We start from the raw sequence: 17,483 nt of genomic DNA, 5'->3' as shown, positions 1-17,483 counted from the left end.
CTACGGGCTGGTTTTTTCCTATGAACAAATGGATGGTTGCACCCCTTGCCGCTGCAGCAGGCACGCTTTTGTGCTTGAGTTTTACCCGGATTCTCTACGCTCAGGCAGACAGGCTGAGTGTATTGATCAATTTTCAACCAGGCAACTCATCGGTACCCGCCGACTACACCAAGGACAATGGTGCACCCTACAGTTCCGAGCGCGGCTACGGTTGGGTGCGCGAGGACAGCCTGAGCAGTGCGACGCCCACTGCAATCGGCATCGGGCCGAACACGCGAGATCGCAAGGTCAAGGGTCTCGATCCGCGGCTGAACACGCTGATGCACATGGACTATCCCCCCGGCGGCAGTGACCCGGATGCGGTAAAGGTGCCCGTCGCCTGGGAATATAAACTACCCAACGGTTCCTACAGCGTTCAACTGACCGTGGGCGATCCTGCCTATTTCGACAGCGAGCATTCGATGAATGTCGAGGGGGTCCCGGCCTTTAGTCGGTTTATGCCCACAGCGGCCCAGCCCTTCAAGCAGGTGCTCGTCAAGGCCGAGGTGAGCGACGGCAAATTGACCCTCGATTCGATCGGCGGTACGAATACCAAAATCAACGCCGTCGAGATCGCCGGTCGGCCCGGTTTCGACTCGGTCGGCTGGAGCACCGTCGCCCCTTCGCCGATCACCCGTTCTGAGGCGGTGGGGGGCTTCGTGGACGGCAAACTTTACGTGCTGGGCGGCTATCTCGATTTGAGCTTGCTCACCACCCGGCGCAGCGATGTTTACGACCCAGCCGCCAACACCTGGAAGCGGATTGCCGACATGCCCACGTCGATCACCCACGGCGGGACGGCGATCGTGGGCAAAAACATTTATGTGGCGGGAGGATACGTCGGCTATCCCGACACCACCCAGACTTACGGAACCAGGGACGTCTGGAAGTACGACACGGTGAGCGACAAATGGACAGCGATGCCGCCTTTGCCGCAGGCGCGCGGCTCGGGCGCACTGGTGGCCCTTGGCCGGGAACTGCACTTTTTTGGTGGAACCGATATTAACCGGGTGGACAAAAAGGACCACTGGATCTTGAAGCTCGATGGGGGAACCAGTTGGACCACCTCCACGTCCGTGCCCCTCCCGCTCTCGCACATGGGTTATGTGGCGCTGGGCGGCAAAATCTACGCCATCGGCGGTCAAAAGGGCTTCGATCAGACCCTCGATGCTCAGAGCGCCGTGCACTATTGGGTGCCCGAAGATCCCGGCACCTGGACCCAGGTGGCAAGCCTGCCCGATCGGATCTCCCACATGGGACAGGCCACTTTTGTGATGGACAACCGAATCATCACCATCGGCGGTTCCCTCAACAACAATGACCACTACGATTACGTACTGGCCTACGACCCAATTCTCAATACCTGGGAGCAGCTCAATCCTTTCCCCACCAAGCGCCACTCGGGTGTGGCCGGCCAATATAACGGCGCCATCTACTACGCAACCGGGCAGATGCAAACGACCGTGTACAAAGGTGTCCCTGCCGCCGCCGGTTCGAGCGCCTTCCTGTACGACCCTTCAGTGCTCGACGATCGGCACGAGAATAGCCCCTCCGGCCATTGAACGACCGAGAGCAGTCAAGCAATTGGGCATGCGCGTTGAACCAGATCAGCGCTGCTTGCATGGCCCATGGCGATCTTTGGGTTAATAAACATAAAGATTGTTGGATATGTTCTCGCACCGGCGTATACCGGTCATAGCTTCGCAAGTTTCGATCGATTCTATTGAGACTTCTATGAACAAGTGGATGGCCGTACCTCTGGCGACGGCGGCGGTGGTGCTTTTAGTGTTGAGTTTCGTGAGAATTCTCAATGCCCAGACTGACAGGATAGGCGTCCAGCTCAATTTTCAGCCGACTGGTTCGGCGGTGCCCGCAGACTATCTCAAAGACACCGGAGCGGCCTACAGCAGCAGCCGAGGCTACGGTTGGGTGCGCGAGGACAGCCTGGGCGCTTCGACGGCCACCCCCCTCGATGTTTCAGCCAACACCCGTGACCGGGCGGTGGGCGGCATCGACCCCCGGCTCAACACCCTTGCCCACATGGAATATCCCCCGGACGGCGCGGTCAGTCCACCCGCCGCGTGGGAGTACGCTCTTCCGGACGGCTCCTACAGCGTCCAAATCACCGTCGGCGATCCGGTTTACTTCGGCAGCGATCATGCGCTCAATGTCGAGGGCATCCCGGTTCTGGAGCGCTACCGGACCACCGCCGGCCGGCCGTTCAAGCAGGTGCTCGTTGAGACGCAAGTCAGCGACGGCAAATTGTCTATCGACGGCGTGGGCGGCCTGTATACCAAAATCAACGCCGTCGAGATTGCCGGCCGGCCGGGCTTCGAGTCGATCGGCTGGAGCAGCAAGGCGGCTTCGCCCATCGCTCTATCGGAGTCCCAGGGCGGTTTCGCGGGCGGCAAACTTTATGTGCTGGGAGGCTATACCGATCTCGATCCGCTGACGGCGACCCGACGCAGCTACGCTTACGACCCGGTGGCCGACAGTTGGAAGCAGATCGCCGACGCTCCGACGCTGTTGACCCACGCCGGCATGGCCGTGGTTGGCCAGGACATTTACCTGGCCGGGGGCTACATCGCCGACAATACTTCAAATGGCAGCCAAACTTTTGCTGTCAAAGACGTCTGGAAGTACGACACGGTTGGCAACAAATGGACGGCGATGCCGCCTTTACCGGCAGCGCGCGGGTCCGGCTCGCTGGTAATGCTGGGCCGGGAATTGCACTTTTTCGGCGGCAACGACGCCAACCGCGCCGACAAAAAAGATCACTGGATCTTAAAACTCGACGGTGGGACTACCTGGAGTACCTCGGCTCCGTTACCGACCGCCAAATCCCACATGGGGGCTGCGGCCCTGGGCGGGAAGATCTACGCCATCGGCGGCCAGCAGGGCTACGGCGACAGCCAGGTCTCCCAGAGCGCGGTGCACGCCTGGGATCCCGAGGCGCCGGACCGTTGGAGCGCGGTGGCGAGTCTACCGCGGGTGACTTCGCATATCGGCTCGGCAACATTTGCCATGGAGAACCGCATCGTGGTGCTGGGCGGGCAGTTCGACAGCAGCAACACCTACAACTACACCCTCGCCTACGACCCGCTTTCGAACGCATGGACATCGCTTACCCCGTTGCCGGTGCCCCGCCATTCGGGAGTCGCCGGCACCCACAACGGCCAGATTGTCTACACGGCGGGGCAGGTGCGCACCCAGACTTATCAAGGCCTCCCGGGAGAAGGCAATGCCGCGGACTGGTTGAGCGCCCCGGGCGAATCCCGTAAGCACGCTCCCCACCGGTGAGGTCCGCGGCCGGCTAGTGGAGCGGTTCGATGGCGGCGCGCGCGCCCCAGGCGGCCAGTTCCCCCTGGAGCGCCTGGGCCTGCTCCCGGTCCAAATCGGCGTTCAGGGCACGGGGCAACTTTTTGGTGCTGGAGAGCGCTTCTTTGAGGTCCAGACCGCCGCGTTCGCGCAGCACGCGCACCACCTGATTGCGCCGTTCGACATCGATGGCTTCGAGCACCAGGCGGTAGCGACCGGGCTGCACTGCCTTTGTCGGCAAAGCCGCAAACAGCTCGGCCCCCCCGATCTCCTCACAGGGTGCCTCGGCAGTCCGGCACTCTGCCTCGGGCCGTGGAAAGTAGCTGTCGGTGGCGGCACTCAGCCGATCGAGGGTCTCGGCCAGGCCGGTGCTCTGGGCCGGCGCATCCTCGACACTCACTTCGGGGATCGCATGGTGCTTGAAAAACTGCTCCAGATAAGGATCGCCCTGTGGGTCCGGGGCCGGCTCCACAGGGGTGGATATCAAGGCGGGGGGCTGCTCGTCGTCGGCTGTTGCGGCAACCGGTTCAGCCGGCCCGACGGCAGGCTGCTGCAGCGACTCCAGATAGGTGTTCGGTTGGACCGATTCGATCACCACATCGTAGATACCGGGTTCGTCTGCACCCGCGGAGCCTCCGGCGGAGGTTGCAGCATGCTGCGCTTGGGGTTTGCCCGACAGCTCCAGCACTTCGGTTTGCAGGCTTACGACGCCCCTGGCGGGCTGCGGGTGTCGCCGGCGTTGCCTTTGCCACTGGACGAGGCTCAAGGCGCAGACCAGGGCGGCAACCATGGCAACGATGTAGATCATTTCATCCTCGCAATCCGGTCCGGTTTGTCTTCAGCTGCCCGGTGCCGGGGAGACTTCTGCCGGGGGCGGCGGTGCTTTTTGCACCTCCCAAATGTTAGCGAGGATGCGGCCGTTGTAGGTGCTCTCGAAGGCACTGAAGCGACTTTCGCGTACATCGGCCCGAATGGCGGCGAGCGCCAGGGGACGCACCAGTTCGACGAGCGGCTGGTGCGCCGCTATCAATTGTTCGCGCTCGGACGCACCGGTTTTGTTCCCATACGTGGCATCGAATTGGTCCTGCCAGGGGAGAGTGCCCTGGTCGTCGCCCAGGTCAAAAAAATGCCATGGGTTCGCGGATCGCCAGAACGAGAGGCTCGCCGGGGGCGGCGCCCCCAGTCGCTCGGGATTGGTGATTGCAGCCTGCCAGCGTTTTTGGCGCAAGATGCGGTTGCGCAGCACCAGCCGGGGCAGGGGGCGCGGTTGGGCATCGAGACCGACAAGCGCCAGTTGGGCGCGCACGCCCTCGCCCAGCCGCATCTGGGCCGGATCGTCGCCGTCGAGCAAGACCTCGAAGCTGACTTTATGGCCCGCCGCATCGGTGAGCACTCCGCCTGCACCGCCCTTGAGACCGGCGGCGGCGAGCCGCTCGCGGGCTGCGTCCTGATCGAATGTGCCTTTGCCGGCCTCGGCCGTGTTCAAGAAAGCTTCTTGAACCAGCCGGCTGCGATCGATGGCGAGGGCAACCCCCTGGCGAAAAGCGGGGTTGGCGAACCAGTTCGCCCCAGGGGAGGCGACGGGCGCTTTGCCAGCAACTGCGGTCCGATTGAGGTTGAAGGCAAGATAAACAGGCTGCTCGGCGCCACCGCTCACCAGGGCGTAGTTACCCGAAGAGCGCCCGGCCGCCAGCCCAGCATACTCTTCGGGGCTCGGCCGGTAGGTGTCGCTCTGGCCGCTCTGGAAGCGGGCAAGGGCCGCGGGCCGATCCGGCACGATCCGGTAGCGAATGCCCGCCAGATAAGGTTGCTCGGGCCGGCGCCAGTAGCGGGGATTGGCCGCCAGTTCCAGACTCTCGTTGGGCGTATAGCCGCGGCACAGAAACGGCCCGCTGACCGGCAGGGTGGTCGGGTCGGCGTCGAGTCCCCACCGGGCGAGGGGATCGCCTTCGGCCAGGGCGTGGGCGGGCAGAATCGGCAGCGTCAGGTAGGCGGCAAAATCGAAATCGGGGGCCGGCAGGACAAATTCGACCGTTTGCTCGTCCGGGGCGCTCACCTTCAGTCCCCGGGGCAGACTGCCTGGAGATCGCCCGTCGCCGTAGACCCGCTCGAAGGAGAACACGACATCGTTCGCGCCGAGCGGTTGGCCATTGGACCAGACCAGTGCGGGTTTGAGTCGGACGCGGTAGCGGCGGCCGTCCTCGGCCTGCTGAAAGTCGGCAGCCAGGTCGGGGGAGAAACCACCGGCTTTATCGGGCATCAGCAACCCGGCAAACATCAGCCGACTAACCTCCAGGGCGCTGCCGCGCCGGGCGAGGGCCGGGTTGAAGGTGCCTGGATCGCCGATGAGGGTCCCGGAGAGGACGCCGCCCGTCACCGGTTTGGGTGTAAGCGGCAGGGAGGTGGAGGTGCAGCCTGCGAGCAGCAAGGCGGCGGCAAACGCAAAAATCCTAGCCATCAGCAGGAAACTTATCACACTCGCCGCCGTCCTAGCCATGGAAGCGCCCACCCACCCGAAAGCTTCGGGCGGCCTATAATTTTCGTATCTTCCCTCTTCCCGGCGATCACCATGCTCGAACCCCGCAACAGCGCCGATCTGGCCCCCCGCCCCCTCGAGTCGCGAGCCGTATTTACTGGTTCGCTGGTCGATGTCGCCGGTACGCTGCACTCCGAACTGGTTACGTACATGGCGGCGGGTCTGGTGGTGATGCTGAGCGGGTATCCCGTCGAGGGCACGGCCGCCTTTTTTGTCTTCAATTTTTTGCGCGGACTGTTTTTTACTGGCCTCGGGGGCTATATGGCTTCTCGCACTGCCCGTTCCCTGCCGCTGCGCCACGCGCTGCTGACTGGGATCATTTCGCTGGCGGTTTCAATCTTCTTCAATCTGGATGCTCCCGGAGGACTGCTCTCCTGGCCGCTGGTGCTAGGTTTGTTGGCTGTCGTGCCGGTGGCGGTACTGGGCGGATTACTGGCCAATCCTGAACGCAATCTCTAGAGCAAAGCAGGTCTGAACCTGTGTATGAACAAGCAGGTCAAGGAAATTCTTGAGCAATATGCTCTGGAGAATGCCGAGTGCACAGTGCTGCGGCACTTGGGGAATCTGGTGGTTCGGGTGGAAGCAGATGCGAGGCGGTACGCTTTGCGCGTTTGCGAACCGCAGGTGAGCGCAGCACAATTACAGACGGAACTCGATGGGCTCCAAGCGCTCAAAAGAGACACCGATCTGTACGTTCCGACACCGGTGACCAGCGTACAAGGCGACTTAGTCACCGCCTCCATAATCTTTTCAACCTCCCGTTGATGCTGTCTTTCATTTTCAAGTGTAGAAGAGCGTCCCTAGCCGGTCTCATCGCACTCTACTTTATGGAGAAAGTATTGATATGACAGAACAGCCGGAATTCGAGGTGCCGGAGCCTACCGACCTTGTAGCGGACGAGGACGATCAACAGCTCTTTCTGGCCCAGGCAAGACCGGTGCAAACGGATGTCGGGTATTGGCAGGGCGAGACGCTGCCCTACGACGGTCACAACGTCAATCAGGACGGCAGCACCGACTTTACCTCCGACGCCCAGGAGGCCCTATTTTACGGAGACCCCGAACAGCAAACTTGCCTGAGAGGCTCCGGTTACACTGAGCAACTGATCGACGCCGCCGAGCGCTTGGCCGGGGAACTCGAAGACAGCGTGAACGAGACGACCCGCGGTACCGTCCTCGAGTGGGGGGACTCTTTCCTGGATGACATCGATCCCGAAAGCTGCCCCGACACCGACACCAGCGCCTTTTGAGCGCGGTTGCGGCCCGCGGCTCGGGTGTGGTGGCACATTCGGGGAGCGACTTTATTGCGGATCAACGGCTACTTTGCACATCGGCGCGCACCGGTGCGGATTTGCTTTGGCGCCATGCGGCCAGCAAGCGCTGCCGGTCGTGACGCATATCCCGACGATGGCGAACCGTCGGATACGCCGCGGTATCGCCCATCAACCCGGTCCACAGAGTGCGGTTGAAGTTTGCGGTGTCGAGGTTGTCGCGCTCCGTGAAATTGTGATTCTTAGTCTTCTCGGCCCAGTAAGCCGCAGTGCGCCGCGGTTTGGCGTAGGCCGCCGCGTATTTTGTGAGCGGGAGGCTGTTGCCGGCGGTACGCGGCGGCAGCGGCAGCCCGGTGGTGCGCAGCACTTCCGGAACCACCGCTGTGTAGGTCCAGGTTTTTTGTTGCAAATCAAAAACATCGGCCATCGGCGCTGCGAAACCGTCGTAGAGGCCGAGCGGCTCGATGCCCAGCACGTCTGCGATGGTGCGGACCATACTGACCGTCGTGTAATGGGTCGACACGACCGGTCCCTGCTTGACGTAGGGACCGACGACAAAGGCGATGCTGCGCTGGGCGTCGACGTGATCGGGACCGTCCTGGGCGTCGTCCTCGATGACGAAGATGAGCGTGTTGTCTTTGTAGGGGCTTTTTGACACCTTCTCGACCAGCAAACCGAGGGCATAGTCGTTGTCGGCCATTTGCGTCTCGACGGTGTCGACGCCGTCGATCGCCTCGGCGAAACTGCCGAAGTGGTCGTGGGGCAGCGCCACCAGGGAGAGCGCGGGCAGATTGCGCTTCTGGACGTAGCCGTCGAACTCGCGCTCCCACTCCTTGAACAACCAAAAATCCGGATACTTCATGTCGTACCCGCGGTAGTACGGGTCGTTGACGGCCTGCAGCGTGCGCTTTGTGGCAAACGAGACCACGACGCCTTCGGCGAACGGGCGCCGCACCGGCGGAATGAAGGCCGGATCGGTGGTCGGCAAAGAGTAACGATCGTAATCGGTGAAATGGCCGTAATGGCGCACCGTCCGCTGGGCGCGGAGGGCGGCATCCCACAGATAACCGTTTCCGATTTGACCGCCGGAGCCGTCGGGCGCGGCGACATCCGCCAGACCCGGCAGGATGTCCGGGTCGTTCGGGGTCTGCGGTTTGGCTTCGATGCGTTGCTCGAGGGTCGGATACCCGACGTTGATGTTGCGGTTGATGCCCTGAAAGTCATAGCTCGGACCGCGCCCGGCGTAGCTGGGCGGCATGGCCTTCTCTGTAAAGTCGGTGGTGCGGGCGGCGGTGGTCCAGTTCCAGCCGTCGCCGCTGACGCCGCCGCTATCGTAAAAGTTGTCGAGGGTCACGAACCGACGGGCGAGCCGATGGTGGTTCGGCGTGATCGGCTCCGGCAATGAGGTGAGCGCAGGATCGCCGTTGCCTTTTTCCAGGTCGCCGAGCACCTGGTCGTAGGTGCGGTTCTCCTTGACGACGTAGATGACGTGCTGGATCTTCTCGCGCAGCGAGGCCATTACCCTCGCCTGGCGACGATGGTCGGCAACCGGCATAAAGTTGTTGTTAGAGGCGACTTGCCAGGTGAGCTTCACGAGCTCCTGTCCGCTTGGCACCGGCAGGGTCAGAAGACCCGCTTTCATCAGTTGCAGCACATACTGATTGGCCTCCGGGTTGCTGTAGGCAGGGTTCGGTCCCGCCTTGCTCTTGCCGTTGACCACGTACAGGCGCGAGCCGTCCTTATTCAAGCTGACCGAATTCGGGTACCAGCCCGTCGGTATCAGCGCGATCACCCGGCTCTCTGGCGCGCGGGCCGCTTCGGAAGATTCTGCGGCAAGAAGTTCCCGCGAACCGTCGCGCTCCGGCGAGCGCGCGCCGACTCCCAGTCGGATTACCGCGACCGAGTTGGTGCCGCCGTTGGTGACGTACAGTGTCCGCTCGTCCGCAGACAAAGCGAGGCTGTTCGGGTTGCTGCCTTTGTAGCCTTTGCGGTTACTGAGCAAAAACTGCGGCGCGGTGGTCCCGATTTTTTCGATTACCCGGTCGTTGAGCGTGTCGATCACCCCGACGGTGTCGCTGTTGTCCAGTGCCACGTACAGCCGGTCTTGCCGCCGGTTCAAGATCATTTTATTAGGCTGCCCTTCGACCGGGATCCGGCCTGCGACCGTCGCGGCATCGGATCCGAGATCGACCACGACGATCTCCCGGCTGCGCGGGCTGGACACGTAAGCTTTGCGGTCGCCTTTGATTGCCACCCAGAAGGGATAGTCGCCGCCGGGAACGCCGGACCGGCTGGGATCGATCTTGCCTGGCCGCAGTTCCACCTCGGCCACCTTCGCGCGGGCGGTCAAGTCGACGATGCTCAGCGAGTCGTTGTAGAAGTTGGCCACCACCAGGCGGTCGCCGCGCTGGTTCACCGCCAGTCCCGCCGCGATCGCGCCGACGTTCAAGCCAACGCCCTCGGCGTGCCCCAGGGGTATCGCCGGTGTCGCTTCCGTCCACGCTCCACCCACCTGCTCGTAGATGTGCACGTTGTCGTCTGCACCGCCCGCGACGTAGAACGCTTTGCCGTTCGGGTTCCAGGCAATGCCGTTGAAGGTGTTGGGTACTTGCAGTACCTGGATTTTCTTGGGCGAGCTGCCGCGAATGTCGTAAACAAAAACGTACTCGTCAGCGATGGAACCCGTTGGTGTGGCGTAGAAGTTGTAGCCGCTGGTCAGGACGAGCAGCGTGTTGCCGTCCGGGCTGGTCGCCGTTGAAACGGCATGACCCGCGGCGAGGTCTGGACTTGTTGATGTGTCCGGCTTCAGATGTTGAAAGGTAGAACCCCTCGATGCCGTCGGTGTGATCTTCTGGCCGGTCGGTAGGATTTCTCCCGACTGCAACCCTGCCGGCCTGTCATTTACTGAGCGGTCCTGTTGTTGAGCCGCGGTGCGGGCGAACGGCTGAAAGCAGACAAGTGCGGTGGAGGTCGCTAATACCGACCAGAAAATCCGATGCCCGAGTTTCATAAGCTGGCTCCTTACGACAGAACTGGGTCATATGGTCACTGACGTTTAGAAGAAGTTGTGCGTCAACACCATGGGAATGCAGTTGCTCATCACGGTAGATGAATGGCATTAACAGGCGGTGAACATATTGTTAACGGCGCATGAACAAACAATCGCCTGTCCCCGCAAAACTGATCCAAACGGCTGGGGCTCTCGGCAAAGGACTCCGAGAATGTCCAGAACTATCAAAGCTCTGCTTGAGTTTCAAGTCGAATTACTCAAGTTCGCGCTGCAATTTGCCGACGCAACTCGCGCGTGGCCGCACCTGTGCCGCGCTCGCCCGCAGCCCGCACACATTGTTCAAACAGCGCCGACAAGTCTATGCCCGGAAAGTAAGGACTCGTTTCTTGAAGTCGGTACTCGTTGTCTTGTAGCCGGTAAATGGCGAGACGGCTGCGACGGCACAACCACACTTCCGGCAGCCGGTACAACAAGTAATCGTTCACATCGGTGTAGTTGGTGACGTCGATTTCAATTGCAAGGTCGGGCCAGGGGTCGATCCCCCAATTCAAACGATCTCGCCCGACTACCCCCTGCCAATTGTCGATGTAGAAACAATAGTCCGGCTCGATGCCGCCTTGTTCCGGCAGTTCCATCGTGATTGGCGTAAAGGCTTCGTAGTTGCGGTTTTGAGCATCAAGCAAAGCGGTGACGATACCCGCGACCAAATGGGCGTCGCGCCCATGCTTTGGCAGGGGGGACATCAGCAAAACCTCTTCGACCCGGTACTTGATGCGGGGAATGGAAGCATCGCCCCGGCTGTCTTGAAGGGCGCGGTAGTCCTCCCAGGAGCCCAACATCCGGACGACGGTCCCAGGCGGCAGCTGAATCTTCTGGCTTGAAATCAGGGCGTACATAACGATTTTTCAGCCGTTGCTCACGGACAGCATTTTATCGCACATGACACAAGGCTTTTTCCAAAGGTGGTTTTCTTACCGTTACACGCAGGTTCTAAGGCCCGGTGTCGATATCCCCTGGCTGGGTGCGCACAATCAGTGCCGCTTCGCGTTGGGCGGCGTTGAGGGCCGCAGTGGGGGTGCGTGCTCCCAGAAGCACCTGCTCGACCGCACGGCCAATGGCGTCAGAAATTTGCGGGTAGGTCGGGTCGAGGGGGCGGTTGCGGCCCGAAGGCAACTGGTCGAGGAAGATTTTTAGTTGCGGATTGCGCTGTAAAAACGTCTGGTAGGCGGGGGTGCGGGTCGCCTCGGGGGTGACGGGCAAGTAGCCCGTGCCGGTGGCCCAGGCGCTCTGAAATTCGGCACTGAGAATATAACGCGCGAAGTGCCAGCCGGCCTGCTCGCGCTTGGGCGTCGTCTTCATCAAAAACAACTGCTCGCCGCCGATGGCGGTGGCCCGCACCTCGCCGCGCGGCAAGGGAAATACGCCGTAATCCATGCCGTTTTCGCCAATTTCTCCCAGGGTCCAGGGACCGCTCACCTGCATCGCCACCCGTCCGGCAAAAAAATCGTCGAACATGTAGCCCTGCTCGGGCTGGGAGAGGCTCGCGGCGGAACGGACGAGCAAACTCTGCCAGTAAGTGAGGGCGCGTACCCCCGCAGGCGAATCGATCTGCGGTTGGCCGCCTACGAGCAGTTCACCCCCAGCCTGCCAGAAAAAGGGTAACCAGTTGAAAACGGTCCATTCGCCCTTGCCCAAGGGCAGCCGCAGGCCGTGGCGCTCCGGGCGGCCGTCGCCATTGCGATCGACGGTGAGCCGCTCGGCGAGGCTCAGAAATTCGGCCCAGGTGGTGGGAAAAGTCTGCACCCCGGCTTTTGCAAAGATCTTTTTGTTGTAGAAGACCGCCAGGTTGTTGGTGTCAAAAGGAAGCGACCAGGTCTTGCCCCGGTAGCGGGTGGCGGGGATCAAATTCGGATAGACCCGCTCGAGCAGGTTTTCTTTTTGCAAGTAGCCGTCGAGGGGAACGACGGCGTCGGCCTTGACCAACTGGCCGGTGAGCGTGGCGTTGTACCAGAGCAAATCCGGGGGCGAGCCGCCGATCACCGCCGCCAAAATTTTGGGGATCTGCTGATCCTGCTGGCCCGCGTAAATGGCACGCACGCGGATATCCGGGTGCTGAAAATTAAAGCGCTCCACGAGCTTGTCGAGTACCACCCGGTTGGGAGGCGGGTCGGCACCGTGCCAGAATGTCAGCTCGATGGGACCGGAAGGTTCGGGTGACCCGGCGCAGGCGACAAGCGCCGCACTCGACAGCACCAGCAACAACGGTTTTGCCCACAGTCCGTACAGCTTCCCTGGCGCGCGCACCGGTCCGCTCAACCGGTAAGCAATTCAGCCTGCCGCTCCACTTCCTCCTCGCCCACCATCTCCTGGGCGGGGGCGGTGAATTTGCAGGCTGAACAAGCCACCATGTCGTCGCCGCGCTTGCGGGGTTTGTAGAGCAAGATCGAGCCGCACTCGGGACAGGCGGGTTTGTCGATGGGCCGACTCCACAGCACGAAGTCGCAATCGGGATACTGGTCGCAGCCGTAAAAATTCTTGCCCATCTTCGAGCGGCGCTCGACGATCTGGCCTTTGCTGCACTTGGGGCAGGTGATCCCCGTCGATTTGGGCTGGCTCTTGCCGCAGGCGGGGCACTTGAGGTACTCGCCGTAGCGGCCGTAGGTGATGAGCATCGGCGCGTGGCCGCACTGGTTGCAGGAAATCCCCTCGGCGGGGCGGTCCTTGGGGACCGGTTTGTTGTCGCGGGTGAGCTGGTGGGTAAAGTCGCACTCCGGATAGCCCGAGCAGCCCAAGAAGTTGCCGAAGCGGCCGTAGCGGTTGAGCAGCGGCCGACCGCAGCTCTCGCACAGGTGATCGGTGACGATCACCACCCGCTTCATCTCCTCGTCGGCGGCCTTGAGCGTCTCCACAAACGGCCCATAAAAATCCGCAAGCAACTGGGTCCAGCGCTGGGAACCCTTTTCGACTTCGTCGAGCTGCGCTTCCATGTTGGCGGTAAATTCGGTATCGACGATGTTGGGAAAGTGCTGGACCAGTTGGTCGTTCACTTTCATGCCCAGGTCGGTGGGGATGAGCGTGCGGCCATCTTTATTGACGTAGCCGCGCTCCTGGATCGTGCCGATGGTGGGGGCGTAGGTACTCGGTCTGCCGATCCCCTGCTCTTCGAGGGCCTTGACGAGAGTGGCCTCGGAGAAGCGCGCGGGCGGCTGGGTAAAGTGCTGCTTGGGGTCGACCGTGAGCAAGGTGAGCGCCTCGCCCTCTTCGAGCACCGGCGCGGCACCGGCCGCTTCTTCGTCGCCCGTGGCTGCTTCCTCGCGCGCTTCTTCGTAGACGCGGGTGTAGCCGTCGAAGATCGTGCGGGTGACCGAGACGCGAAACAGGGCGTCGGGGCGGCCGGCTGTGGGGGTGGCGGCGATTTCGACCGTGCGCGTCTCCAGGGTGGCCGCGGTCATCTGCGAGGCCGTAAAGCGCTGCCAGATCAGGCGGTAGAGCTTGAACTGGTCCGGGGTGAGCGATTTTTTGATTGCGTCGGGGGGGCGGTTGATGTCGGTGGGCCGGACGCACTCGTGGGCGTCCTGGGCGCCTTTTTTGGCGCCGTACTGGCGGCGGCGGCTCGGGTAGTACGATTTGCCGTAGGCGGCCAAGATAAATTCGCGCGCCGCTTCCTGGGCTTCTTCGGCCACCCGGGTGCTGTCGGTGCGCATATAGGTGATCAGCCCCACCGGCCCCTCTTCACCCAAATCGATGCCTTCGTAGAGTTGCTGGGCGATGGCCATTGTGCGCTTGACGGTGAGGCCCAATGCCGAAGCGCCTTCGCGCTGCAGGGTGCTGGTGATGAAGGGCGGTTGGGGTTCTTTTTGCCGCTCGCGGGTCTTGACCGAATCGACCCGCGAGGCAGCTCCCGTCAGGACTTCGACCACCGCCCGCGCCGCCGTCTCGTTGCCTAGATCCGGTTTTTTGCCCGACCAGCGAACCAGATCGGCGCTGAACGGGGTGGCTTCAACCTGAGCACTCTGGCGGAAGCGGCCGTGGACGGTCCAGTACTCTTCGCTCACGAACGCCTGGATTTCTTTTTCGCGGTCGCACAGCAGGCGCACCGCCACCGACTGCACCCGCCCGGCGGACAGGCCGCGCTGCACTTTTTTCCACAGCAGCGGGCTGAGCTTGTAGCCCACCAGCCGATCGAGGATGCGCCGCGCCTGCTGGGCATCGACCCGGTTGATATCGATGTCGCGGGGATGGGCGACGGCGTTCTGGATGGCCTGCTTGGTGATCTCGTGAAACTCAATGCGCTGCAGCCTGTCGCCGGGAATATCCAGAATCTGCGCCAGATGCCAGGCGATCGCTTCTCCCTCGCGGTCGGGGTCGGGGGCCAGATAGACTCGGTCGGCATTGCGGGCGGCCCCTTTGAGTTCCTCGACCACCTCTTCTTTTTTGGGAATGATCACGTACTTGGGCTCGAAGTCATTTTTGACATTCACGCCCATCTCTTTTTGGGGAAGGTCGCGGATGTGCCCGGCGGAGGCCTTGACGACAAAGTTCTTGCCGAGGATCTTGCTGATCGTTTTGGCCTTGGCGGGGGATTCGACGATGACTAGCGATTTGCTCATACGCTCAACATACGAGGTGGCAAGACAGACCGTCCATCGTCCGCCTCGGGAAGCCGGGGCCGTCCGGGGCGGATGGGGGGTTGCCCACAGCTTAGCCGCTCCGGGAGCGGGCGAGCATCCTACCCCGGTTCCAGCGACTTTTAAGCCGGGGGCGCAACCGCCGCCGTCAGCACCACAGCCGCTCCCCTATTAGGGTTGCGCCGACAACTCGACTGGAGCGAAGCCTACTACCTCGGCCACTTTTTGGGCATCGACCGGCAACCACTCCAGCAGCGCTGCACTTTGGTCCGCACCGCTTCGGCTCCCCGGACGCCCCCACCCTCGAAACGCTCGCCGTCGAACTGTAGTTGCGGTTGCCGCCTGGAGTATTCGCCGAGGCTTCCTTCCGCAGGTAGAGTCTTCTCTATAACCCGCAGTAGTTGCTTTTCTATCGCTGCAAGAGGAACCTTGAAGGAGACGACCTTGGATTTATCCTCGCTTCGATTTTAATAGAGGCATATGCGAATTTATGCAAATTGAGACTTTGGTAAGGGGCGTATTTTTTGATAAAGCCACAGGACAAGCCTTGATCAGCGGAACCTGGGTAGTGCAAAACAAACATACGATTCAAGAACGAAGATACGTATTTGTCACGGACGACGAACGGCAATTTCCGGCGGGCCTGGTTGAAGAAAGTGCCGGATTTCGTACGCAAATCCAATTGGTAGCCCTTAACTTGGCCCGCGACTGCGACTGCAGCGAACTGTGGTTTCGGCCGATCTAGGCGAGGCTAGGATCGGCGCATACGCGTCGGTGTGGAAGGGGTCGGCATGTTCGTGACAGCTTCGATCGCAGCGGTAGCCGCATTTGCCGTCGCCAAAGGGTATCGGTCGACAACACCGGTGGCCTTGCTGTGGGCCGCTGCCGTCTTCGCGGGGGTGAGCGGCGGCCTGTGGCTGTTGGGCGGCGGCCGTGACCCACTGGGTCCCCCGTCGCCCGAGACCGTCGAGACCTACGAACAGCTCAAAGGTGCCAACCGCAAGCACTGAACTTCCCGGCACCGTTGACGAAAATGTGTAGCAAAAGCTACAGTTGTCTGGATAGTGTATCAAAATGTAAAGGCTAAGGGTGCGGCCGATGTGGGAGAGTGTGCTCGGTTCTGCCGCTGGAACTTTTCTGGCGCTGTTGCCGGTGACCGATCCGTTGGGGGCGGTGCCGATTTTTTATAGTCTTACCAGTTCGGGAAGCGACAGTTACCGTCGCCGGCAGGCGCGGTTGACGACCATTCATGTGCTCTGGCTGCTGGCAGGTTTTTTGCTGGTGGGCAAGGTGGTGCTCGAATTTTTTGGGATTTCCTTTGCGGTGCTGCGCATCGCCGGCGGGTTGCTCATTGCCCAGACCGGCTGGGAGATGGTCAACTCCCACCGCCACGAGGGCGACACCGCCCTGGCGGCGAACACCTCGGGGGACATTGCCTTTGCGCCGATGGCGATGCCGCTGGTCAGCGGTCCGGGGGCCATCGGTGTGGTAATTGGGTTGTCCTCGAAGGCGTCCGGCTGGCCCGACTACTTTGGCAGCCTGGTGGGTATCGCCCTGGTGGCCGGCGTGCTCTATCTGTGTCTGATGCTCGGGGAGCCTTTGCTCAAGCGGTTGGGCCGGGCGGGCACCCGCGCCCTCAACCAGATTTTGGGATTTTTGATCCTGGCCATCGCCCTGCAGTTTATGGTCGACGGGCTGCGCGAATTGCTGCGTTGAGTGCAGCGCTTGCCCAGTGATCCCCATGGCGGTTGCTGCCGGTTTTTTCTACAATAGAGGTAGCGAAACTGTGCACTTCGGTTTGAATAACTGTCTGCAATCAGGTTGAAACCGGCCGCCCGCGTGGGGAGTGCTTGTAAGCCCAATCCTCTGTAGGGGGCAATGCTATGCCTTCGGACAGCCACGATTTGCCGCTGCACGCGCCGGAGCCGCTGCAAAGCAGCTTTGAGCGTCTGTGGCTCGATACGACCGAACCGCTCGATCAACTACTTGCCCTGAAGCTTGTTCAACTCGTTCGTCAGACCGTGGAGATTGCCTATGCAATGGGTTACCAGGACGGGCAAGATCGATGCCCCGGTTTGCCGCCGCTCTCGTAGCAACGACTTCACCCCAAGCCCCCGGATTGTCTCCAGTCCGGGGGCTTGGCTTTGGTAAGTTTGGCCCGGTTGTGAAGGGTTATCCTGGAGAAGCCGGTGCGCGGTTGTGATTGCGCCTGCGGGCCGGACGACGCTACTTTTTGGAGAAGTTTTTATGTCCTCTGTTACACCGTTGCGCACCCGTCTGACCCGCCTGGGGCATGTAGCCGTCTGCGTGCAGGATGTCCCACGCGCCGTCACATTTTATCGGACCCTCGGGATGGAAGTGGCCTGGCAGGACGAGGACTGGGCCTTTGTCAAAGCCGGCGGCGACGGGCTGGCGTTGCTTGGACCCAAGTACTCGGCGGCCGGACCGCACTTCGGCTTTGTACTCGAAGACGAGGCGGCCCTGGCCCATTACTACGCCCAACTCCAAGAACAAGGGGCCACCGCCACCACCATCCATGCCCATCGCGACGGCACCAGTTCCTTTTATGCCAAGGATCTCGACGGCAACACCTTTGAATTTCTGGCGCCCCGCACACCGGAGGCGGCCCGACTGCTTGGTTGCGGGTAAAGTTTTCTTGCCGATTTTCAGCCATAATTGAGC

16 protein-coding genes are annotated in these 17,483 nt (G+C 61.7%); 10 read left to right on the top strand and 6 right to left on the bottom strand.

Annotated elements, in window-relative coordinates; genetic code table 11:
- The first annotated feature begins 32 nt into the window (after positions 1-32).
- Entirely contained in the window at positions 33-1,601 is a 1,569-nt protein-coding gene (locus GLL_RS16550) for a Kelch repeat-containing protein (protein WP_231848245.1), read from the top strand.
- Between the two features lie 172 nt (positions 1,602-1,773).
- Positions 1,774-3,339, top strand: a complete 1,566-nt coding sequence (locus GLL_RS16545) for a Kelch repeat-containing protein (RefSeq protein WP_231848244.1) — start codon at positions 1,774-1,776, stop codon at positions 3,337-3,339.
- A gap of 13 nt (positions 3,340-3,352) precedes the next feature.
- Here GLL_RS16545 and GLL_RS16540 read toward each other — a convergent pair whose 3' ends face one another.
- Positions 3,353-4,165: a ribosomal protein L7/L12 gene (locus GLL_RS16540; protein ID WP_011143197.1), complete on the bottom strand. Its 813-nt coding sequence runs from the start codon at positions 4,163-4,165 to the stop codon at positions 3,353-3,355.
- 30 nt (positions 4,166-4,195) lie between these two features.
- The gene (locus tag GLL_RS16535) at positions 4,196-5,815 is read right to left on the bottom strand and encodes an ABC transporter substrate-binding protein (protein ID WP_164929217.1); all 1,620 of its coding nucleotides are present in this window, start codon (positions 5,813-5,815) and stop codon (positions 4,196-4,198) included.
- A 111-nt stretch (positions 5,816-5,926) separates the two neighbouring features.
- Here GLL_RS16535 and GLL_RS16530 point away from each other — a divergent pair, with 111 nt between their 5' ends.
- From GLL_RS16530 to GLL_RS16520, 3 genes are all read left to right on the top strand, one after another.
- Complete coding sequence (locus GLL_RS16530) at positions 5,927-6,352, top strand: hypothetical protein (protein ID WP_164929216.1); 426 nt, start codon at positions 5,927-5,929, stop codon at positions 6,350-6,352.
- Positions 6,353-6,376: 24 nt separating this feature from the next.
- Positions 6,377-6,658, top strand: a complete 282-nt coding sequence (locus GLL_RS16525) for a hypothetical protein (protein ID WP_011143195.1) — start codon at positions 6,377-6,379, stop codon at positions 6,656-6,658.
- 79 nt (positions 6,659-6,737) lie between these two features.
- On the top strand, positions 6,738-7,142 hold the full coding sequence (locus GLL_RS16520) for a hypothetical protein (protein ID WP_011143194.1): 405 nt from the start codon (positions 6,738-6,740) through the stop codon (positions 7,140-7,142).
- A 61-nt stretch (positions 7,143-7,203) separates the two neighbouring features.
- On the opposite strand, the gene GLL_RS16515 is transcribed toward GLL_RS16520, so the two are convergent.
- From GLL_RS16515 to topA, 4 genes are all read right to left on the bottom strand, one after another.
- The gene (locus GLL_RS16515) at positions 7,204-10,173 is read right to left on the bottom strand and encodes a bifunctional YncE family protein/alkaline phosphatase family protein (RefSeq protein WP_011143193.1); all 2,970 of its coding nucleotides are present in this window, start codon (positions 10,171-10,173) and stop codon (positions 7,204-7,206) included.
- A 257-nt stretch (positions 10,174-10,430) separates the two neighbouring features.
- Complete coding sequence (locus tag GLL_RS16510; protein ID WP_011143192.1) at positions 10,431-11,069, bottom strand: Uma2 family endonuclease; 639 nt, start codon at positions 11,067-11,069, stop codon at positions 10,431-10,433.
- A gap of 94 nt (positions 11,070-11,163) precedes the next feature.
- Positions 11,164-12,477 carry an ABC transporter substrate-binding protein gene (locus GLL_RS16505; protein WP_164929215.1) on the bottom strand — a complete coding sequence of 438 codons (1,314 nt, stop codon included), beginning with the start codon at positions 12,475-12,477 and terminating at the stop codon, positions 11,164-11,166.
- Positions 12,478-12,485: 8 nt separating this feature from the next.
- Positions 12,486-14,783, bottom strand: a complete 2,298-nt coding sequence (gene topA, locus GLL_RS16500; protein WP_011143190.1) for a type I DNA topoisomerase — start codon at positions 14,781-14,783, stop codon at positions 12,486-12,488.
- Between the two features lie 508 nt (positions 14,784-15,291).
- Between topA and GLL_RS16495 the strand changes: the two genes are divergently transcribed.
- The 5 genes from GLL_RS16495 (at position 15,292) to GLL_RS16475 (ending at position 17,450) form a co-directional block, all read left to right on the top strand.
- Positions 15,292-15,546, top strand: a complete 255-nt coding sequence (locus GLL_RS16495) for a hypothetical protein (RefSeq protein ID WP_011143189.1) — start codon at positions 15,292-15,294, stop codon at positions 15,544-15,546.
- 46 nt (positions 15,547-15,592) lie between these two features.
- Positions 15,593-15,811: a hypothetical protein gene (locus tag GLL_RS16490; RefSeq protein WP_164929214.1), complete on the top strand. Its 219-nt coding sequence runs from the start codon at positions 15,593-15,595 to the stop codon at positions 15,809-15,811.
- Positions 15,812-15,899: 88 nt separating this feature from the next.
- Positions 15,900-16,517 carry a MarC family protein gene (locus tag GLL_RS16485; RefSeq protein ID WP_164929213.1) on the top strand — a complete coding sequence of 206 codons (618 nt, stop codon included), beginning with the start codon at positions 15,900-15,902 and terminating at the stop codon, positions 16,515-16,517.
- Between the two features lie 167 nt (positions 16,518-16,684).
- Complete coding sequence (locus GLL_RS16480) at positions 16,685-16,894, top strand: hypothetical protein (RefSeq protein WP_011143186.1); 210 nt, start codon at positions 16,685-16,687, stop codon at positions 16,892-16,894.
- A 154-nt stretch (positions 16,895-17,048) separates the two neighbouring features.
- Entirely contained in the window at positions 17,049-17,450 is a 402-nt protein-coding gene (locus tag GLL_RS16475) for a VOC family protein (protein ID WP_164929212.1), read from the top strand.
- Positions 17,451-17,483: the final 33 nt, after the last annotated feature.

The sequence above is a fragment of the Gloeobacter violaceus PCC 7421 genome (assembly GCF_000011385.1).
GTDB lineage: Bacteria > Cyanobacteriota > Cyanobacteriia > Gloeobacterales > Gloeobacteraceae > Gloeobacter > Gloeobacter violaceus.
The sequence above is the reverse complement of the archived record's forward strand: the minus strand, read 5'-3'. Positions and strand labels throughout refer to the sequence as shown.